Source organism: Pseudomonas sp. yb_2 (assembly GCF_043103905.1).
GTDB lineage: Bacteria > Pseudomonadota > Gammaproteobacteria > Pseudomonadales > Pseudomonadaceae > Aquipseudomonas > Aquipseudomonas alloputida.
Genome location: NZ_JBICKH010000090.1, coordinates 117,779 through 131,929, shown reverse-complemented (window position 1 = coordinate 131,929; position 14,151 = coordinate 117,779). Strand labels below are relative to the sequence as shown.

The window sequence follows — 14,151 nt, the reverse complement described above, 5'->3', positions numbered from 1 at the left end:
GCGGCGGCCAACGGCGGTATGCTGGACGCCTGCCTGGGAGAGTGAATACATGGCCTTCGATTTTGATCTGTTCGTGATTGGCGCCGGGTCCGGTGGTGTGCGCGCAGCGCGTTTTGCTGCCGGTTTTGGTGCAAAAGTGGCAGTGGCGGAAAGCCGCTACCTGGGGGGGACCTGCGTCAACGTCGGTTGTGTGCCGAAAAAACTGCTGGTATACGGCGCGCACGTTGCCGATGAGCTGGAGCAAGCCGCAGGTTTCGGCTGGACGTTGGAAGAGGGGCATTTCGACTGGGGCACCCTGATTGCCAACAAGAATCGGGAAATCGAGCGCCTCAACGGCATCTACCGTAACCTGCTGGTCAACAGCGGGGTGACCCTGTTGCAGGGCCACGCGCGGCTGACGGGTGCCAACGAAGTGGAAGTGGACGGTCAGCGCTACACCGCCGAGCATATCCTCATCGCTACCGGTGGCTGGCCGCAAGTACCGGACATTCCCGGCAAGGAACTGGCCATCACCTCCAACGAAGCCTTCTACCTCAAGGATTTGCCGCGCCGCGTGCTGGTGGTGGGTGGGGGTTATATCGCCGTCGAATTCGCCGGCATCTTCCAGGGCCTGGGGGCCGACACCACACTGCTGTACCGTGGCGACCTGTTCCTGCGCGGCTTCGACGGCTCGGTGCGCACCCACCTGAAGCAAGAGCTGGAGAAACGCGGCCTCGACCTGCAGTTCAACGCCGACATCCAGCGCATCGACAAGCTTGAAGATGGTCGCCTGAAAGCCACGCTCAAGGACGGCCGCGAGCTGGTAGCCGACTGTGTGTTCTATGCCACCGGCCGGCGCCCGATGCTGGACAATCTGGGCCTGGAGAACACCGGTGTCGAGCTGGATGCGCGCGGCTACATCCGGGTCGATGAGCAGTACCAGACCACCGCGCCCTCGATTCTCGCCATTGGCGATGTGATCGGCCGTGTGCAGTTGACCCCAGTGGCCTTGGCTGAAGGCATGGCCGTGGCGCGGCGCTTGTTCAAACCCGAGCAATACCGCCCGGTGGATTACCAGAACATCCCCACTGCGGTGTTCAGCCAGCCACCCATCGGTACCGTAGGCTTGACCGAAGAGCAGGCGCTGGAGGCCGGGCACAAGGTGCAGGTATTCGAGAGCCGCTTCCGGGCCATGAAGCTGACCCTGACCGACATTCAGGAAAAGACCCTGATGAAGTTGGTGGTCGATGCCCAGACCGACAAGGTGCTGGGTTGCCACATGGTCGGTCCTGACGCTGGCGAAATCATTCAGGGCCTGGGCATTGCACTTAAAGCCGGTGCGACCAAGCAGCAGTTCGACGAAACCATCGGCGTGCACCCGACGGCGGCCGAAGAGTTCGTGACCATGCGCACCGTCACCCGCTGATGACGCGGAGCCTGCTGTACAGCCTGTAGACGCAGCCTTGTGCTGCGACGAGGCCCTTGCTGACACAGAAACGCTTCTGTCATTCGGGCCTTGTTGCACACAAGGCTGCTTCAGGGGGGTGTACAAGGCCGGATCAATACACCCACACCTCGACCCGCCGGTTGCGCAGCCGGCCTTGCTCCTGTTCATTGCCGGCCACTGGCAATTCATCGCCCATCCCGGTCACCTGCAGCACCTCCACGCCACCGCGCGCCAGTTCGCGGCGCACCGCTTGCGCACGCAGGCGGGAGAGCAGGGCTGCGCGCCCGGGCGTTTCCTTGGGGTCGCCGAACCCCACCAGCACTGCCTTGCCCTGCAGCTTCCCGGCCTGGCGCAGGTACTCTGCCACCCGCTGCACATCGCGCAAGGCCTTGTTGTCCAGCCTCGCGCTTCCTTCCTGGAAGCGGAAGTTCACACTCAGCCGCTGCGCCTGCAGGGCCAGGATGCGATAGCGCGGTGGCATGTCGCTTTGGGGGGCGACAGACAGGGCCTTGATCTGCTGCGAAACGAAACCCTGCTGGGCGATGATCGCCTGGCCGGCCGGGCTCTGGGCAAAATCGACCAGGGCCTTGGCCTGGGGCTTGGGGTTGGCCGGCAGGTAAAAGTACAGGCGCCGTGAGAGCGGGTAGTCCTCGCTGGCCACACGTGCGCGCTCTGGCAGCATGGCCGGCGCGTCGCCTTCGGCCACCGCCAGCACCTTGGCCCCGTGTACGGCGGCCAGGCTGCTGAAACCGATGGCCTGGCGGTCGGTACCCACGCGTTGCGCCAGTTCGTCGCTGGACTCGAAGCGCCTGGCCTTGGCCGAAAGTTCGCCGTGCTGAGGTTCCAGCACCAGCGCCTTGAAGGTCTCGAAAGTGCCGGAACGGTCGTCACGGGCATACAGATGAATGGCCCCGCCAGGTATGCCCAGTTGTTCCCAGCGCTGGATCTGACCGGAGAAAATCTGCGCCAGTTGCCGGGTGTCCAGTTGGGGTATCGGGTTGTCGGGGTGGACGATGATCGCGACGCCGTCGAGGCCGATCACTTGTTCTGCGCCGGCTGCGCGCAGGTCGCCCAGCGCCTGCAACTGGCGCACTTCACTGTCGTTGATCGGCCGCGAGGCGGCGGCCAGGTCAGCCTCGCCACGGCCCAGCGCGACAAAGCCGGTGCTTGAGCCGTGGGCGGCAATGTCGATGCGCAAGGGCTGACCATGCACGTCGCGGGCGGTAATCACCCGCTCGTTGGCGACCTTGCCTGGCTGTTGTTCGATGGCGGTGGCCTGCTGCACGCGCAATTGCCCCTGCACCAGCGCCGGCATCAAGGCCGCGCCGATGGTGTTGGAGCCTTGGACACGCAGATGCAGGGGCTCAGACAAGGTCGCTAGTGGAAGCAAGGTGAGCAGCAAGACAAGCAGGCGGAGCATGCCGGGTGGCCTATGGCACAGTGTTGGCCGGCAGATTACGACAGTGGCGTGATGATAATGTGACGGGGCGTACACCTTCCAGCGTGCAGCGCCTGCCCGATCGTGCGCCGCGCGGGCGACGCTCGATCTGGCAGGCGCTGCAACGCTGAAGAGGTTAATGTGCCCCGGCCGACTTGCTCAGGTCGCTCTCGGCCCATTCGGTATAAATGCAAGCGTCGGCCACTGCCCAACGCACCTTCACGCTGTCGCCCGGCTGCATCGGCATGCCCGCGGCCGACAGGGCCTTCACCGTCAGCTCGGTACCCCCTGCAGTCACCACATGACAGGTCTGGCTTTCACCCAGGAACAGCACTTCGCCCACCTTGGCACTGACCTCGTTCCAGCCCGCCGGCAATGGCTCGCGCGCCGCTTGTTCGGCGGTCAGGGCCAGGGCTTTTTCCGGACGCACCATGATCAGCGCATCCTGCTCGGCGGCCAGGCCTGGGGTGAGGCGGATGGCTACTGGTTGGCCCTCGAAGCTGCCTGCGCCATTGCTGCTGGCCTTGATCCGCAGGAAGTTGGAGTTGCCCAGGAACGACGCAACAAAGGCATTCGGCGGATTCTGGTACAAGTCGTACCCGGTGCCCAGGCCGACGATCTTGCCGTGGCTGAAGATGGCGATGCGCTGCGACAGGCGCATCGCCTCTTCCTGGTCGTGGGTCACGTAGACAATGGTAATGCCCAGGCGGCGGTGCAGCTGGCGCAGTTCGTCCTGCAGGTCTTCACGCAGCTTCTTGTCCAGCGCGCCGAGCGGCTCGTCCATCAGCAGGATGCGTGGCTCGTACACGAGCGCCCGGGCAATCGCCACGCGCTGCTGTTGGCCGCCAGACATCTGTGACGGCTTGCGGTGGGCGAACTTCTCCAGTTGCACCAGCTTGAGCATGGCCTCGACGCGCTTGCTGGTTTCGGCAGCATTGAGCTTGCGGATGGCCAGTGGGAAGGCGATGTTGTCACGCACATTCAGGTGCGGGAACAGCGAATACCGCTGGAACACCATGCCGATGTCACGCTTGTGCGGCGGCACGTTGACCAGCGACTGGCCGTCGACCAGGATCTCGCCGCTGCTCGGTGTCTCGAAGCCGGCCAGCATCGACAGGGTGGTGGACTTGCCCGACCCGCTGGAACCGAGGAAGGTCAGGAACTCGCCGTCCTGGATCTCCAGGTCGAGGTTGTCCACGGCGGTGAAGTCGCCGTAGTGCTTGTTCAGGCCGCACAGGCTGACCAGGGTTTTGCTGTGCGCGTTGTCTTTGATCACTGCACTCATTGTTGTTATCTCCGCGCGCTCAGGCGTTGGTTTCGGTGCGCCGGCGCAAGGCGGCGGCAATGAACATGACCAGCAACGACAGGCCGATCAGCAGGGTCGAGGCCACGGCGATCACGGGGCTGAGGTCCTGGCGCAGGGTGGTCCACATCTTCACTGGCAGGGTCTGCAGGTCGGGGCTGGCCATCATCACGCTCAGCACCACTTCATCCCACGACACCAGGAAAGCGAACAGGCCACCGGCGATCATGCCGGGGCGGATGGCCGGGAACGTGACCTTGAAAATCGCCTGCAGGCGCGAGGCACCGCAGATCACCGCGGCATCTTCGATCGACTGGTCGAACAGCTTCAGCGAGTTGATGATCGAGATGATGGTGAACGGCAGGGCTACGATCACGTGGCTGACCACGAAGGCGAACAGCGTGCCGGTGTAACCTAGCTTGAGGAACAGTGCGTATACCGCCACGGCAATGATCACCAGCGGCACGATCATCGGCATGGTAAACAGCCCGTACAGCAGCTCGCGGCCCGGGAAGCGGCCACGCACCAGAGCGAATGCGCTGGGCAGGCCCAGCAGCACGGCGGCGACAGTGGTCAGCACGGCCACCTTCAGGCTGGCCAGTGCGGCGTCCATCCACTCCGGGTTGGAGAAGAACTGGCCGTACCACTTGAAGGTCCAGCCCGGTGGCGGGAACACCAGCCACTGTGACGAGCCGAATGACAGCAACACGATGAACACCACCGGCAGCAGCAGGAAGGCCGCGATGACCCCGGTGGTCAGGTACAGGCCCGTACGCAGCGGGCGGCCCATGGCATTGGGAGACAGGAGCATGGCAGTTTACCTCGCGTTGCCAACCGGGGATTCCGGCTGCAGCTTCAGGTACAGGTAGAAGAGCACCAGGGTGATCGCTACCAAGAGTGCGGCGGCGGCGCTGGCCAGGCCCCAGTTGAGGAACGACTGCACCTGCTGGATGATGAATTCGGGCAGCATCATGTTCTGCGCGCCCCCCAGCAGCGCCGGGGTGACGTAGTAACCGAGCGACATCACGAACACCATCAGCGCCCCGGAGAACAGCCCCGAGCGGCACAGCGGCAGGAACACCTTCCAGAAGTTGGTCCACGGGCTGGCGCCACAGATCGAACCTGCCTGCAGCACCATCGGGTCGATGGCGTGCATGGTCGCCTGCAGTGGCAGCACGATGAACGGGATCATGATGTAGCTCATGCCGATTACCACGCCGGTGAGGTTGTGCACCATTTCCAGCGGGGCATCGATGATGCCCATGGCCATCAACGCCTTGTTGATCACGCCCGAGCTCTGCAGCAGCACCAGCCACGAGTAGGTGCGCGCCAGCAGGCTGGTCCACATCGACAGCAGCACGATGTTCAGCAGCCAACGGCCCCAGCCCTTGGGCACCAGGGTAATCGCCCAGGCCAGCGGGAAGCCCAGCAGCACGCTGATCAGGGTCACCACGCCGGCCACGGAAAAGGTGTTGAACAGCACACGTGCGTAGGCCGAGTTGGCAAACAGCTGCTCGTAGTTACCCAGCCCCGGGGTGGGTTCCAGCATCCCACGCAGCAGCAGGCCGACCAGCGGGGCGAAGAAGAACACGCCAAGGAACAGCAGGGCGGGCAGCAGGTTGCGGCTGCCTTTCCAGCGCTGGCTCAGGCTTGCGCGGCGCGGGGTGGTGCCCGGGGCGCCGGCACCCGTGGGGGTACCTTGCGCATTGTGCAGGGCGTTGATGGCGACTTTCATTTGACCAACCACTCATTCCAGCGGGCCGCGATGGCTTGACCGTTCTTGGCCCAGTAGGCGAAGTCGAGGGTGACCTGGTCCTGGGCGTAGGCAGTTGGCAGGTTTGGCGCGAGGTCCTTGTCCAGCTTGGCCACGCTGTCGACGTTGACCGGCGCATAGGCGGTCTTGTTGGCGAATTCGGCTTGGCCCTCGGCGCTGCTGGCGTTGGCCAGGAATTTCATGGCCGCTTCCTTGTTCTTGGCGCCTTTGGGGATGACCAGGAAGTCGGCCATGACCAGGTTCTGCTTCCAGCTCACGCCCACCGGTGCACCGTCTTGCTGCAGGGCATAGACACGGCCATTCCAGAACTGACCGAGCGAGGCTTCACCCGAGGCCAGCAACTGCTGCGACTGGGCGCCACCGCCCCACCAGACGATGTCTTTCTTGATGGTGTCGAGCTTCTTGAAGGCGCGGTCCAGGTCCAGCGGGTACAGCTTGTCGGGGGCTACGCCGTCGGCCAGCAGGGCCAGTTCCAGCACGCCGGGGCTGGGCCATTTGTACAGGGCTCGCTTGCCGGGGTAGGCCTTGGTGTCGAACAGCGCGGTCCAGTCCACCGGCTTGTTGGCCCCGAGCTTGCCTTCGTTGTAGCCGAGCACGAAGGAGAAGAAGAATGAACCGACGCCATGGTCGGAGACGAAGCGTGGGTCGATCTTGTCGCGCTTGATCTGGTTGAAGTCGAGGGGTTCGAGCAGGCCTTCGCTGGCGGCACGCAGGGCAAAGTCGGCTTCGACGTCGACCACGTCCCACTGCACGTTACCGCTCTCGACCATGGCCTTGAGCTTGCCGTAGTCGGTGGGGCCGTCCTGCACGACCTTGATGTTCGTGGCTTTGGTGAACGGTACGGCCCACGCTTCTTTCTGGGCGTCCTGGGTCGTACCGCCCCAGCTGACGAAGTTGAGGCTGTCGGCGGCCTGGGCGGCCTGACATGCCAGGGTCAGCAGGCTGGCAGACAGCACTGCGGTTACACGTTTGCTTAACAGCATGGTTACGCCCTCGTTGCTTTTGTTATTCGAGGCGGGGCTTGTGGTGCGCCCGCCAATAATGTTCGGGGAGCAGCTAAAACAAAGTGTTCTGATGGCCGTTTTTAATTGTAGGTGCGGCCTGCAGGTTTAAGGTCTACGGGATATCATATTATGGTATTCCAAGATTTTGGCAAGAGGTATGAGGCGACCGGCCATCACTCCACCCTGTCAAAAGCACCAAGGGCCCTGTAGGAGCGGGTTTACCCGCTCCTACAGGGCCCCGCTAAATCAATTGCTTGTGTGTTCTCAGCCATCCATCCCCGGGTCGAACGGGATGCTCTGCACCACCTCCAGCTCATAGCCCGCCAGCCCCGCGTATTTCAGCGGTGGCCCCAGGTGACGCAGCTTGCCCACGCCGAGGTCCTGCAGAATCTGCGCCCCGGTACCCACTTCGGAATACACCTTGGACTGGCCACGTTGATAGGGCCGCACAGGGTGGGTCAGTTGTGGCACACGCTCAAGCAAGGCCTGGGAGGATTCGTGGTTGGCCAGGATCACCACCACGCCAGTACCTTCCTCAGCCACCTTCTGCAGCGCCGCCCACAGCGTCCAGTTGGCGGGGCCGGCGTACTCGGCGCCCACCAGGTCGCGCAGCGGGTCAATCACATGCACCCGCACCAGGGTCGGCTGTTCGCGGCGAATGTCGCCCATGACCATGGCCATGTGCACGCCACCTTCGATGCGGTCTTCATACGTGACCAGGCGGAAGGTGCCATGCACGGTCGGCAGCTCGCGCTCGCCGATGCGCTTGACGGTCTGCTCGGTGCTCAGGCGGTAGTGGATCAGGTCGGCGATGGTGCCAATCTTGATGCCATGCCGGGCGGCGAACACTTCCAGGTCGGGGCGACGGGCCATGGTGCCGTCGTCGTTCAGCACTTCAACGATGACCGAGGCCGGGCTGAAGCCGGCCAGGCGTGCCAGGTCGCAGCCTGCTTCGGTGTGGCCGGCACGGGTCAGCACGCCGCCTTCGCGGGCGCGCAGGGGGAAGATGTGGCCAGGTTGCACCAGGTCCTCGGGGCGGGCGTTGGGGGCCATGGCCGCTGCCACGGTGCGTGCCCGGTCAGCGGCGGAAATGCCGGTGGTGACCCCGGTGGCCGCCTCGATCGACACGGTGAACGCGGTGCTGAACACGCTACCGTTGGCCGGAACCATCTGCTCCAGGCCCAGGCGCTGGCAGTGATCGTCGGTCAAGGTCAGGCAGATCAGCCCGCGCGCCTCGCGGGCCATGAAGTTGATGGCCTGGGCGTCGCAGCGCTCGGCGGCGATCAACAGGTCGCCTTCGTTTTCCCGGTCCTCGTCATCCACCAGCAGGACCATCTTGCCTTGCCGGTAGTCCTCGAGAAGTTCCTCGATGGTGTTGAAAGCCATGGTGCACGCTCACTGTGGTGGGGTGAATTTTATGGTATACCATCATACACAAATATCGCCGTAACAGGAGAGCTGCACATGAAGGCCTACTGGATCGCCCATGTGGACGTGACCGACCCCGAGCAGTACCAGCAATACACCCAGCGCGCCCCGGCTGCCTTCAAGGCATTCGGCGGGCGCTTCCTGGCCCGTGGCGGGCGTAGCGAGGCGATGGAAGGGAGGGCTACGCCTCAGCGTAGTGTGGTGATCGAGTTCGATTCGTACGCGCAGGCCGTCGCCTGTTACCGCTCCGCGCTGTACCAAGAGGCATGCAGTCATCGCCAAGGGGTGGCGAAGGCTGAGGTGATCATTGTGGAAGGGTTTGAGCCCTGAGCAGGATTTGCCGGCCCTTTAGCGGGTTTACCCGCGAAAGGGCCGGACCTGCCGCACCGCTGGCAGATTCATTGAAGCCTGCGGGCTGTTTCCGCAAATAGAAGCAAAAGACCCGCCCAGGCGGGTCCATTGCTCATCGCCTCACTGCAGATGCACTTTAAGTTCGTTGCCCGCCTGCCGCAGCGCCGCCTTTACTGCCGGCACTTGGCTCAACGGGTTGAGCAGCCCATAGTCATGAATCATTCCGTTGTAGCGCACCGAGGTTACTGTCACGCCCGCCGCATTCAACTTGCGGGCATACGCCTCACCTTCATCCCGAAGCACATCGAACTCAGCCGTTTGCACCAGGGCCGGTGGCAAGCCCTTCAGCTGTTCGGCGGACGCCCGCAGCGGCGAGGCGTAGATCTGCGCCCGCGCCTTTGCATCAACGGTGTAGTTGTTCCAGAACCACTTCATCATCCCGGTGGTCAGGAAGTGTCCTTCGGCAAACTGCTTGTACGACGCTGTCTCGAAGCTGGCGTCGGTCACCGGCCACAGCAGCAACTGGAAGCGCAGGGCAGGGGTGCCGGCCTCTTTGGCCTTGAGTGCAACCACCGCCGCCATGTTGCCGCCAACGCTGTTGCCGGCTACCGCCAGGCGCTTGCCATCCACGCCGATCTCCTTGCCATGCTCGGCCACCCAGCGCGTCGCGGCGTAGGCCTGGTTGATCGCCGTCGGGTAGTGCGCTTCCGGTGACGGGGTGTAGTCCACATAGACCGCCACCGCACCCGAGCCGACCACCAGGTCGCGGATCAGTCGCTGGTGGGTCGGGAAGTCGCCCAGCACCCAGCCGCCGCCGTGGAAGAACATGAACACCGGCAGATCACCTTTGACATTAGTCGGGCGCACCACTTGCAGCTTGATCGATTGGCCATTGGCCTGAATCGTGCGTTCCTTCACTTCGATCCCCGAGAGGTCGACCTTCACCGAAGCCTGGGCGCCGGTCAGTACCGCGCGGGCGTCGTTTGGTGTGAGCTGTTCCAGCGGCTTGCCACCCCCTTTCTCCAGGGCTTCGAGGAAGGCCTGGGTGTGTTGTTCGACACCAGGGCTGCCCGCGGCGAAGGCACTGGAAACGGACAGGGCCAGGAGGGAGGCGGTGAGGGCTTTGTGGACAATGTTCATGAGCGAATCCTTTTCTGTGCAAGTGTTGGTAGTGGGCGTCTTGCCTGGCCTGAGGGGCCATCGCTGCGACTTGTGCGTAGATTAGGCAGATGCACTCGTGGGAAAAAGCCGCTATAAAGTGTTTGACTGTCAGCTAGAGCAAGACAATGAACCCTTACGAAGACATGCGGATCTTTGCCCAGGTGATGGAGGCCGGTAGTTTCACCGCTGCCGCCGACCGTCTGGGCATGTCCAAGCAATCGGTCAGTCGGCGCCTGATGCAGCTTGAGGAGCGCCTGGGCGTGCGCCTGCTCAACCGCTCCACCCGGCGCCTCGATGCCACGCCACTGGGGCAGCACTACTACCAGTCGGCCCTGCGCCTGCTGGGTGAAGTGCAGCAGGTCGAACACGACATCAGCGGCCAGGCCCAGGTCCTGCGCGGCACCTTGCGCCTGAGCGCGCCGCTGTCGTTTGCCATGGCGCACCTGGGCTGCCTGCTGACCGAGTTTCTGCAGTTGCACCCCCAGGTTGATGTGGAGGTAGACCTGAGCGACCGCGCTGTGGACCTGATTGGTGAAGGCTATGACCTGGCGCTGCGGATTGGTGCACTGGAGGACTCCAGCCTGATCGCCCGGAGTATCGCCAGTGTCGAGCGGGTCTACTGTGCGAGCCCTGCGTATTTGCAAGAACGGGGAGTGCCGGGAAAACCGGATGAGCTCGCCGCGCATGATTGCCTGCCTTATGGGCATTCGCGGCAGGTGCAGTGGCAATTCCACAAAGGTGGCAAAACCCAGGCAATTCAGGTGACCGGGCGCATGCGGGCGAACAATGGCGAGTTGCTGCGGGGGGCTGCGATTGCCGGGATGGGGGTCACTTACCTGCCGACCTTTATCGTTGGGCAGGCGTTGGCGGAGGGGCAACTGGTGACGGTTCTGGATGAGTGGCGCCCGCCCGCGCTGCAGCTGTCGGCGGTGTATCCGCAGCACCGGCAGGTGGCGCGGCCGGTGCAGGGTTTTGTCAGCTTCCTGCGCGCGCGGCTGGCGCAGCTCTGACCTTCGGTACAGGCTATGCTTGCCCTATGAGTACGCCCGTTCCTTTACGCCAACCTTGCCCCCCTGGCGCCTGCGTCTGCGGCCGCGAGCAACTGGCCGACCATCCGCAGGCCGCCCAGCGCATCCTCTTGCTGACCCGGCAGGAAGAAAAACGCCTGCTCGAACGGCTGGAAAACCTGAAGGACCTGGAAGACCTTCAACGTCTGCAGCAGCGCCTGTACGAAAACCTCGGCATCCGCGTGCACATCGCCCCCGGTTACAACGAGGTACGGACCATGCGCGGCATCGTCATCGAACTGGACGATCAGCCCGGGCTGTGCCGCAAGACCCGGCAGTCTATCCCGGCGGCGATCCGGCGCGGGCTGGAGCGTAATCCGCAGGTTGCGTTCCGGTTGCTCGATACGCACGACCTGTTGCGTGATACCTGAGGGTTAATACCGGCATCGGCCGTGGCCACATGGGGCGCGTCAATTCCGTTAATTTTTACAGCGCCTGCTACGTCTACTTGAAAGCCACCCTGCGCCAGGCGCGCAGCGGCATCATCATTTAAGGAGACAGGCAATGACTTCCGTTTTCGACCGCGACGATATCCAGTTCCAGGTAGTGGTCAACCACGAAGAGCAATACTCGATCTGGCCCGACTACAAAGCCATCCCCAATGGCTGGCGTGCCGTGGGCAAAAGCGGCCTGAAGAAGGATTGCCTGGCCTACATCGATGAAGTCTGGACCGACATGCGCCCGCTGAGCCTGCGCCAGAAAATGGCCGAAGCTGCCGCCCAGTGACCGTGCTGAACCTGCTGTGCCTGCCGTACTCCGGGGCCAGCGCCATGGTCTACAGCCGCTGGCGGCGCAAGCTGCCGGCATGGTTGCAGGTACGCCCGGTAGAGTTGCCTGGGCGGGGGGCGCGCATGGCTGAGTCGCTGCACACCGACATGCAAGTGCTGGCTCGGCAACTGGCCAGCGAGCAGCGACTGGCGGCAAGCGCTCCTTATGCGCTGCTCGGCCACAGCCTGGGTGCACTGCTGGCCTTCGAGCTGGCCCATGAGCTGCAGGCATTGGGCTGCCCGGCGCCGCTGGCCTTGTTCGCCTGCGGCACCGCGGCACCTACCCGGCGTGAGGACTACGACGGCAACAACTGGCGCGAGCCCAAGAGCGACGCCGAGCTGATCAGCGAGTTGCGCGCGCTGCAGGGCACGCCTGAGGAAGTGCTGGCCAACGCTGAGCTGATGAGCCTGACCTTGCCGACCTTGCGCGCCGATTTTCTGTTGTGCGGCACTTACACCTACCGGCAGCGACCGGCGTTGCAGTGCCCACTGCATGTGCTGGGTGGAGTGGAAGACCGGGCCAGCGATGAGCAACTGCGGGCATGGCGCAGTGAAACCCAAGGCGCGTTCTCGCTGCAGATGTTCCCAGGTGGCCATTTCTTCATCCATGAGCAGGAAGACCGTGTGCTCGCTGCGCTGACCGCGTCGCTGCAACCGCTTCGGCTGTCCGCCTGATTGACGTCACCGCTTGCCTGGGGGAGGCTAGGGTTTTCCCAGGCAAGAGGCAGACAATGCTGATCGATCCACTCAAGGCCACGCTACTGGTCGTCGACATCCAGGAAAAGCTGATCGGTGCCATGAGCGACCCCGAAGGCACTCGGGCACGGGCCCGTTGGTTGCTGGCGGTGACTGCCGAGCTGGCGCTGCCGACGGTGATTTCCGAGCAGTACCCCAAAGGCCTGGGTCATACCCTGGCCGAACTGCTGGCCGTAGCGCCGGCAGCCGAAGTGGTGGAAAAAAGTCACTTTTCCTGCGTGGCTGCCGAGTGCCTGCCAGCCAGTTTGATGGCGCGTGAGCAGGTGATCGTCTGCGGCATGGAAACCCATGTTTGCGTGCTGCAGACCGTGCTCGGCCTGTTGGCGCTGGGCAAGCAAGTGTTCGTGGTCGAGGATGCCTGCGACAGCCGCACCCTGGCCAGCAAGGCCGCAGGCCTGGCCCGCATGCGTGCTGCCGGCGCGCAGGTAGTGACCCGCGAGATGGTGTTGTTCGAATTGATGGGCAGTGCCGGGCACCCGCAGTTCCGCCACATCAGCAAAACCTACCTGATCGGTGAACAGCCCTGAACGGCCGGTTACTGGCCATTTCGGTGATGGCCCTGGTGCTGTTGCAAGGCTGTGCCGGGCGCCGCGAAGAAGCGCCCGAAGCGGACCCGGCGAAAGTCCGTGCGCAGCTGTTGCGGCTGTTACCCGCCCAGGTCAAGGACCGCGAGGGTTGGGCCAAGGATATCCAGGCAGCCTTCGAAGCCCAGCGCATAGCGCCCAGTAAAAGCAACCTGTGCGCAGTGCTGGCGGTGACCGAACAGGAGTCGACCTTCACTGCGGACCCACAGGTGCCCAACCTTGGGCGTATCGCCCGCCAGGAGATCGACCGCCGCGCTGCGCGCCTGCATATTCCCAAACTGCTGGTCGACGGTGCGCTGAAGACGCCGTCAGGCAACGGCAAGAGCTACCAGCAGCGGTTGCAGACGGTGCGCAGCGAAAAGCAGTTGAGTGAACTGTACGACGAAGTCGTTGCACGCCTGCCGCTGGGCAAGACCTTGCTGGGCGGGCTGAATCCGGTGCACACCGGCGGGCCGATGCAAGTCAGCATCGATTTTGCCGAAAAGCATGCGAGGGATTACCCCTACAGCCATGAAGGCACGATTCGCCAGGAAGTGTTCAGCCGGCGCGGCGGCATGTACTTCGGTATTGCCCACCTGTTGGGCTACCCGGCCAACTACGAGCGCCAGCTATACCGTTTCGCCGATTTCAACGCGGGCTGGTACGCCAGTCGCAATGCGGCATTCCAGGCGGCATTGAGCAAGGTCACTGGGGTGAAGTTGGCACTGGACGGCGACCTGGTGGCGCCGGGGGCGATCATGCCGGGGACCACCGAACTGGCCGCGCGCAAGCTGGGGGTGAAGCTGGGGCTGCGTAACCCGCAGATCCGAAGCCAGCTGGAGGAGGCCGACAGCCTGGCGTTCGAGGACAGCAAGCTGTACAGCGGGGTGTTTGCCCTGGCAGATGCCAAAGCCGGCAAACCGGTGCCCCGCGCAGTGCTACCGGGCATCGAGCTGAAGAGCCCGAAGATTACCCGCAAGCTGACCACGGCCTGGTTTGCCGGGCGGGTGGATGAGCGTTATCAGCGGTGCATGAAGCGTTAGCCTGGCAGCAACCGCGATCCTTGAGCGGGTTTACCCGCGAACACGGGCGAAGCCCGTGCCATCCACCGCG

Annotated in this window: 15 protein-coding genes; 8 read left to right on the top strand and 7 right to left on the bottom strand. The window is 63.7% G+C overall.

The features are described from left to right. The first annotated feature begins 49 nt into the window (after positions 1 to 49). Positions 50 to 1,405 carry a glutathione-disulfide reductase gene (gorA, locus tag ACF8FB_RS25875; RefSeq protein WP_392512395.1) on the top strand — a complete coding sequence of 452 codons (1,356 nt, stop codon included), beginning with the start codon at positions 50 to 52 and terminating at the stop codon, positions 1,403 to 1,405. 133 nt (positions 1,406 to 1,538) lie between these two features. Here the strand turns inward: gorA and ACF8FB_RS25870 are convergent, their stop codons facing one another. From ACF8FB_RS25870 to ribBA, 6 genes are all read right to left on the bottom strand, one after another. After that, entirely contained in the window at positions 1,539 to 2,846 is a 1,308-nt protein-coding gene (locus ACF8FB_RS25870; protein ID WP_392512393.1) for a substrate-binding domain-containing protein, read from the bottom strand. A gap of 154 nt (positions 2,847 to 3,000) precedes the next feature. Beyond that, positions 3,001 to 4,149, bottom strand: a complete 1,149-nt coding sequence (locus ACF8FB_RS25865) for an ABC transporter ATP-binding protein (RefSeq protein ID WP_392512391.1) — start codon at positions 4,147 to 4,149, stop codon at positions 3,001 to 3,003. 19 nt (positions 4,150 to 4,168) lie between these two features. After that, complete coding sequence (locus tag ACF8FB_RS25860; RefSeq protein WP_016499074.1) at positions 4,169 to 4,978, bottom strand: ABC transporter permease; 810 nt, start codon at positions 4,976 to 4,978, stop codon at positions 4,169 to 4,171. Between the two features lie 6 nt (positions 4,979 to 4,984). Beyond that, complete coding sequence (locus ACF8FB_RS25855) at positions 4,985 to 5,902, bottom strand: ABC transporter permease (protein ID WP_392512389.1); 918 nt, start codon at positions 5,900 to 5,902, stop codon at positions 4,985 to 4,987. Beyond that, positions 5,899 to 6,924 carry an ABC transporter substrate-binding protein gene (locus ACF8FB_RS25850; RefSeq protein WP_004576593.1) on the bottom strand — a complete coding sequence of 342 codons (1,026 nt, stop codon included), beginning with the start codon at positions 6,922 to 6,924 and terminating at the stop codon, positions 5,899 to 5,901. The genes ACF8FB_RS25855 and ACF8FB_RS25850 overlap by 4 nt, the downstream gene beginning before the upstream one ends. A 285-nt stretch (positions 6,925 to 7,209) precedes the next feature. Next, complete coding sequence (gene ribBA / locus ACF8FB_RS25845; RefSeq protein WP_010954642.1) at positions 7,210 to 8,331, bottom strand: bifunctional 3,4-dihydroxy-2-butanone-4-phosphate synthase/GTP cyclohydrolase II; 1,122 nt, start codon at positions 8,329 to 8,331, stop codon at positions 7,210 to 7,212. A gap of 78 nt (positions 8,332 to 8,409) precedes the next feature. Here ribBA and ACF8FB_RS25840 point away from each other — a divergent pair, with 78 nt between their 5' ends. After that, positions 8,410 to 8,703 carry a DUF1330 domain-containing protein gene (locus ACF8FB_RS25840; protein ID WP_003256229.1) on the top strand — a complete coding sequence of 98 codons (294 nt, stop codon included), beginning with the start codon at positions 8,410 to 8,412 and terminating at the stop codon, positions 8,701 to 8,703. 141 nt (positions 8,704 to 8,844) lie between these two features. Here the strand turns inward: ACF8FB_RS25840 and ACF8FB_RS25835 are convergent, their stop codons facing one another. Beyond that, positions 8,845 to 9,864, bottom strand: a complete 1,020-nt coding sequence (locus ACF8FB_RS25835) for an alpha/beta hydrolase (RefSeq protein ID WP_014756183.1) — start codon at positions 9,862 to 9,864, stop codon at positions 8,845 to 8,847. 146 nt (positions 9,865 to 10,010) lie between these two features. On the opposite strand from ACF8FB_RS25835, the gene ACF8FB_RS25830 reads away from it, so the two are divergent. The 6 genes from ACF8FB_RS25830 (at position 10,011) to ACF8FB_RS25805 (ending at position 14,081) form a co-directional block, all read left to right on the top strand. Beyond that, entirely contained in the window at positions 10,011 to 10,895 is an 885-nt protein-coding gene (locus tag ACF8FB_RS25830; RefSeq protein ID WP_392512386.1) for a LysR family transcriptional regulator, read from the top strand. Between the two features lie 26 nt (positions 10,896 to 10,921). Next, positions 10,922 to 11,323, top strand: coding sequence for a hypothetical protein (locus ACF8FB_RS25825; protein ID WP_010954639.1), 402 nt, complete (start codon positions 10,922 to 10,924; stop codon positions 11,321 to 11,323). Between the two features lie 133 nt (positions 11,324 to 11,456). After that, positions 11,457 to 11,678 carry an MbtH family protein gene (locus ACF8FB_RS25820; protein ID WP_003256222.1) on the top strand — a complete coding sequence of 74 codons (222 nt, stop codon included), beginning with the start codon at positions 11,457 to 11,459 and terminating at the stop codon, positions 11,676 to 11,678. Continuing rightward, positions 11,675 to 12,394 (top strand): thioesterase II family protein, encoded by a 720-nt coding sequence (locus tag ACF8FB_RS25815; RefSeq protein WP_010954637.1) that lies wholly within the window; start codon positions 11,675 to 11,677, stop codon positions 12,392 to 12,394. Before ACF8FB_RS25820 ends, ACF8FB_RS25815 begins: the two co-directional genes overlap by 4 nt. Positions 12,395 to 12,450: 56 nt before the next feature. Beyond that, positions 12,451 to 13,002, top strand: a complete 552-nt coding sequence (locus tag ACF8FB_RS25810) for a hydrolase (RefSeq protein ID WP_392512384.1) — start codon at positions 12,451 to 12,453, stop codon at positions 13,000 to 13,002. A gap of 26 nt (positions 13,003 to 13,028) precedes the next feature. Next, on the top strand, positions 13,029 to 14,081 hold the full coding sequence (locus ACF8FB_RS25805) for a DUF1615 domain-containing protein (RefSeq protein WP_010954635.1): 1,053 nt from the start codon (positions 13,029 to 13,031) through the stop codon (positions 14,079 to 14,081). The last annotated feature ends 70 nt before the right edge of the window (positions 14,082 to 14,151 follow it).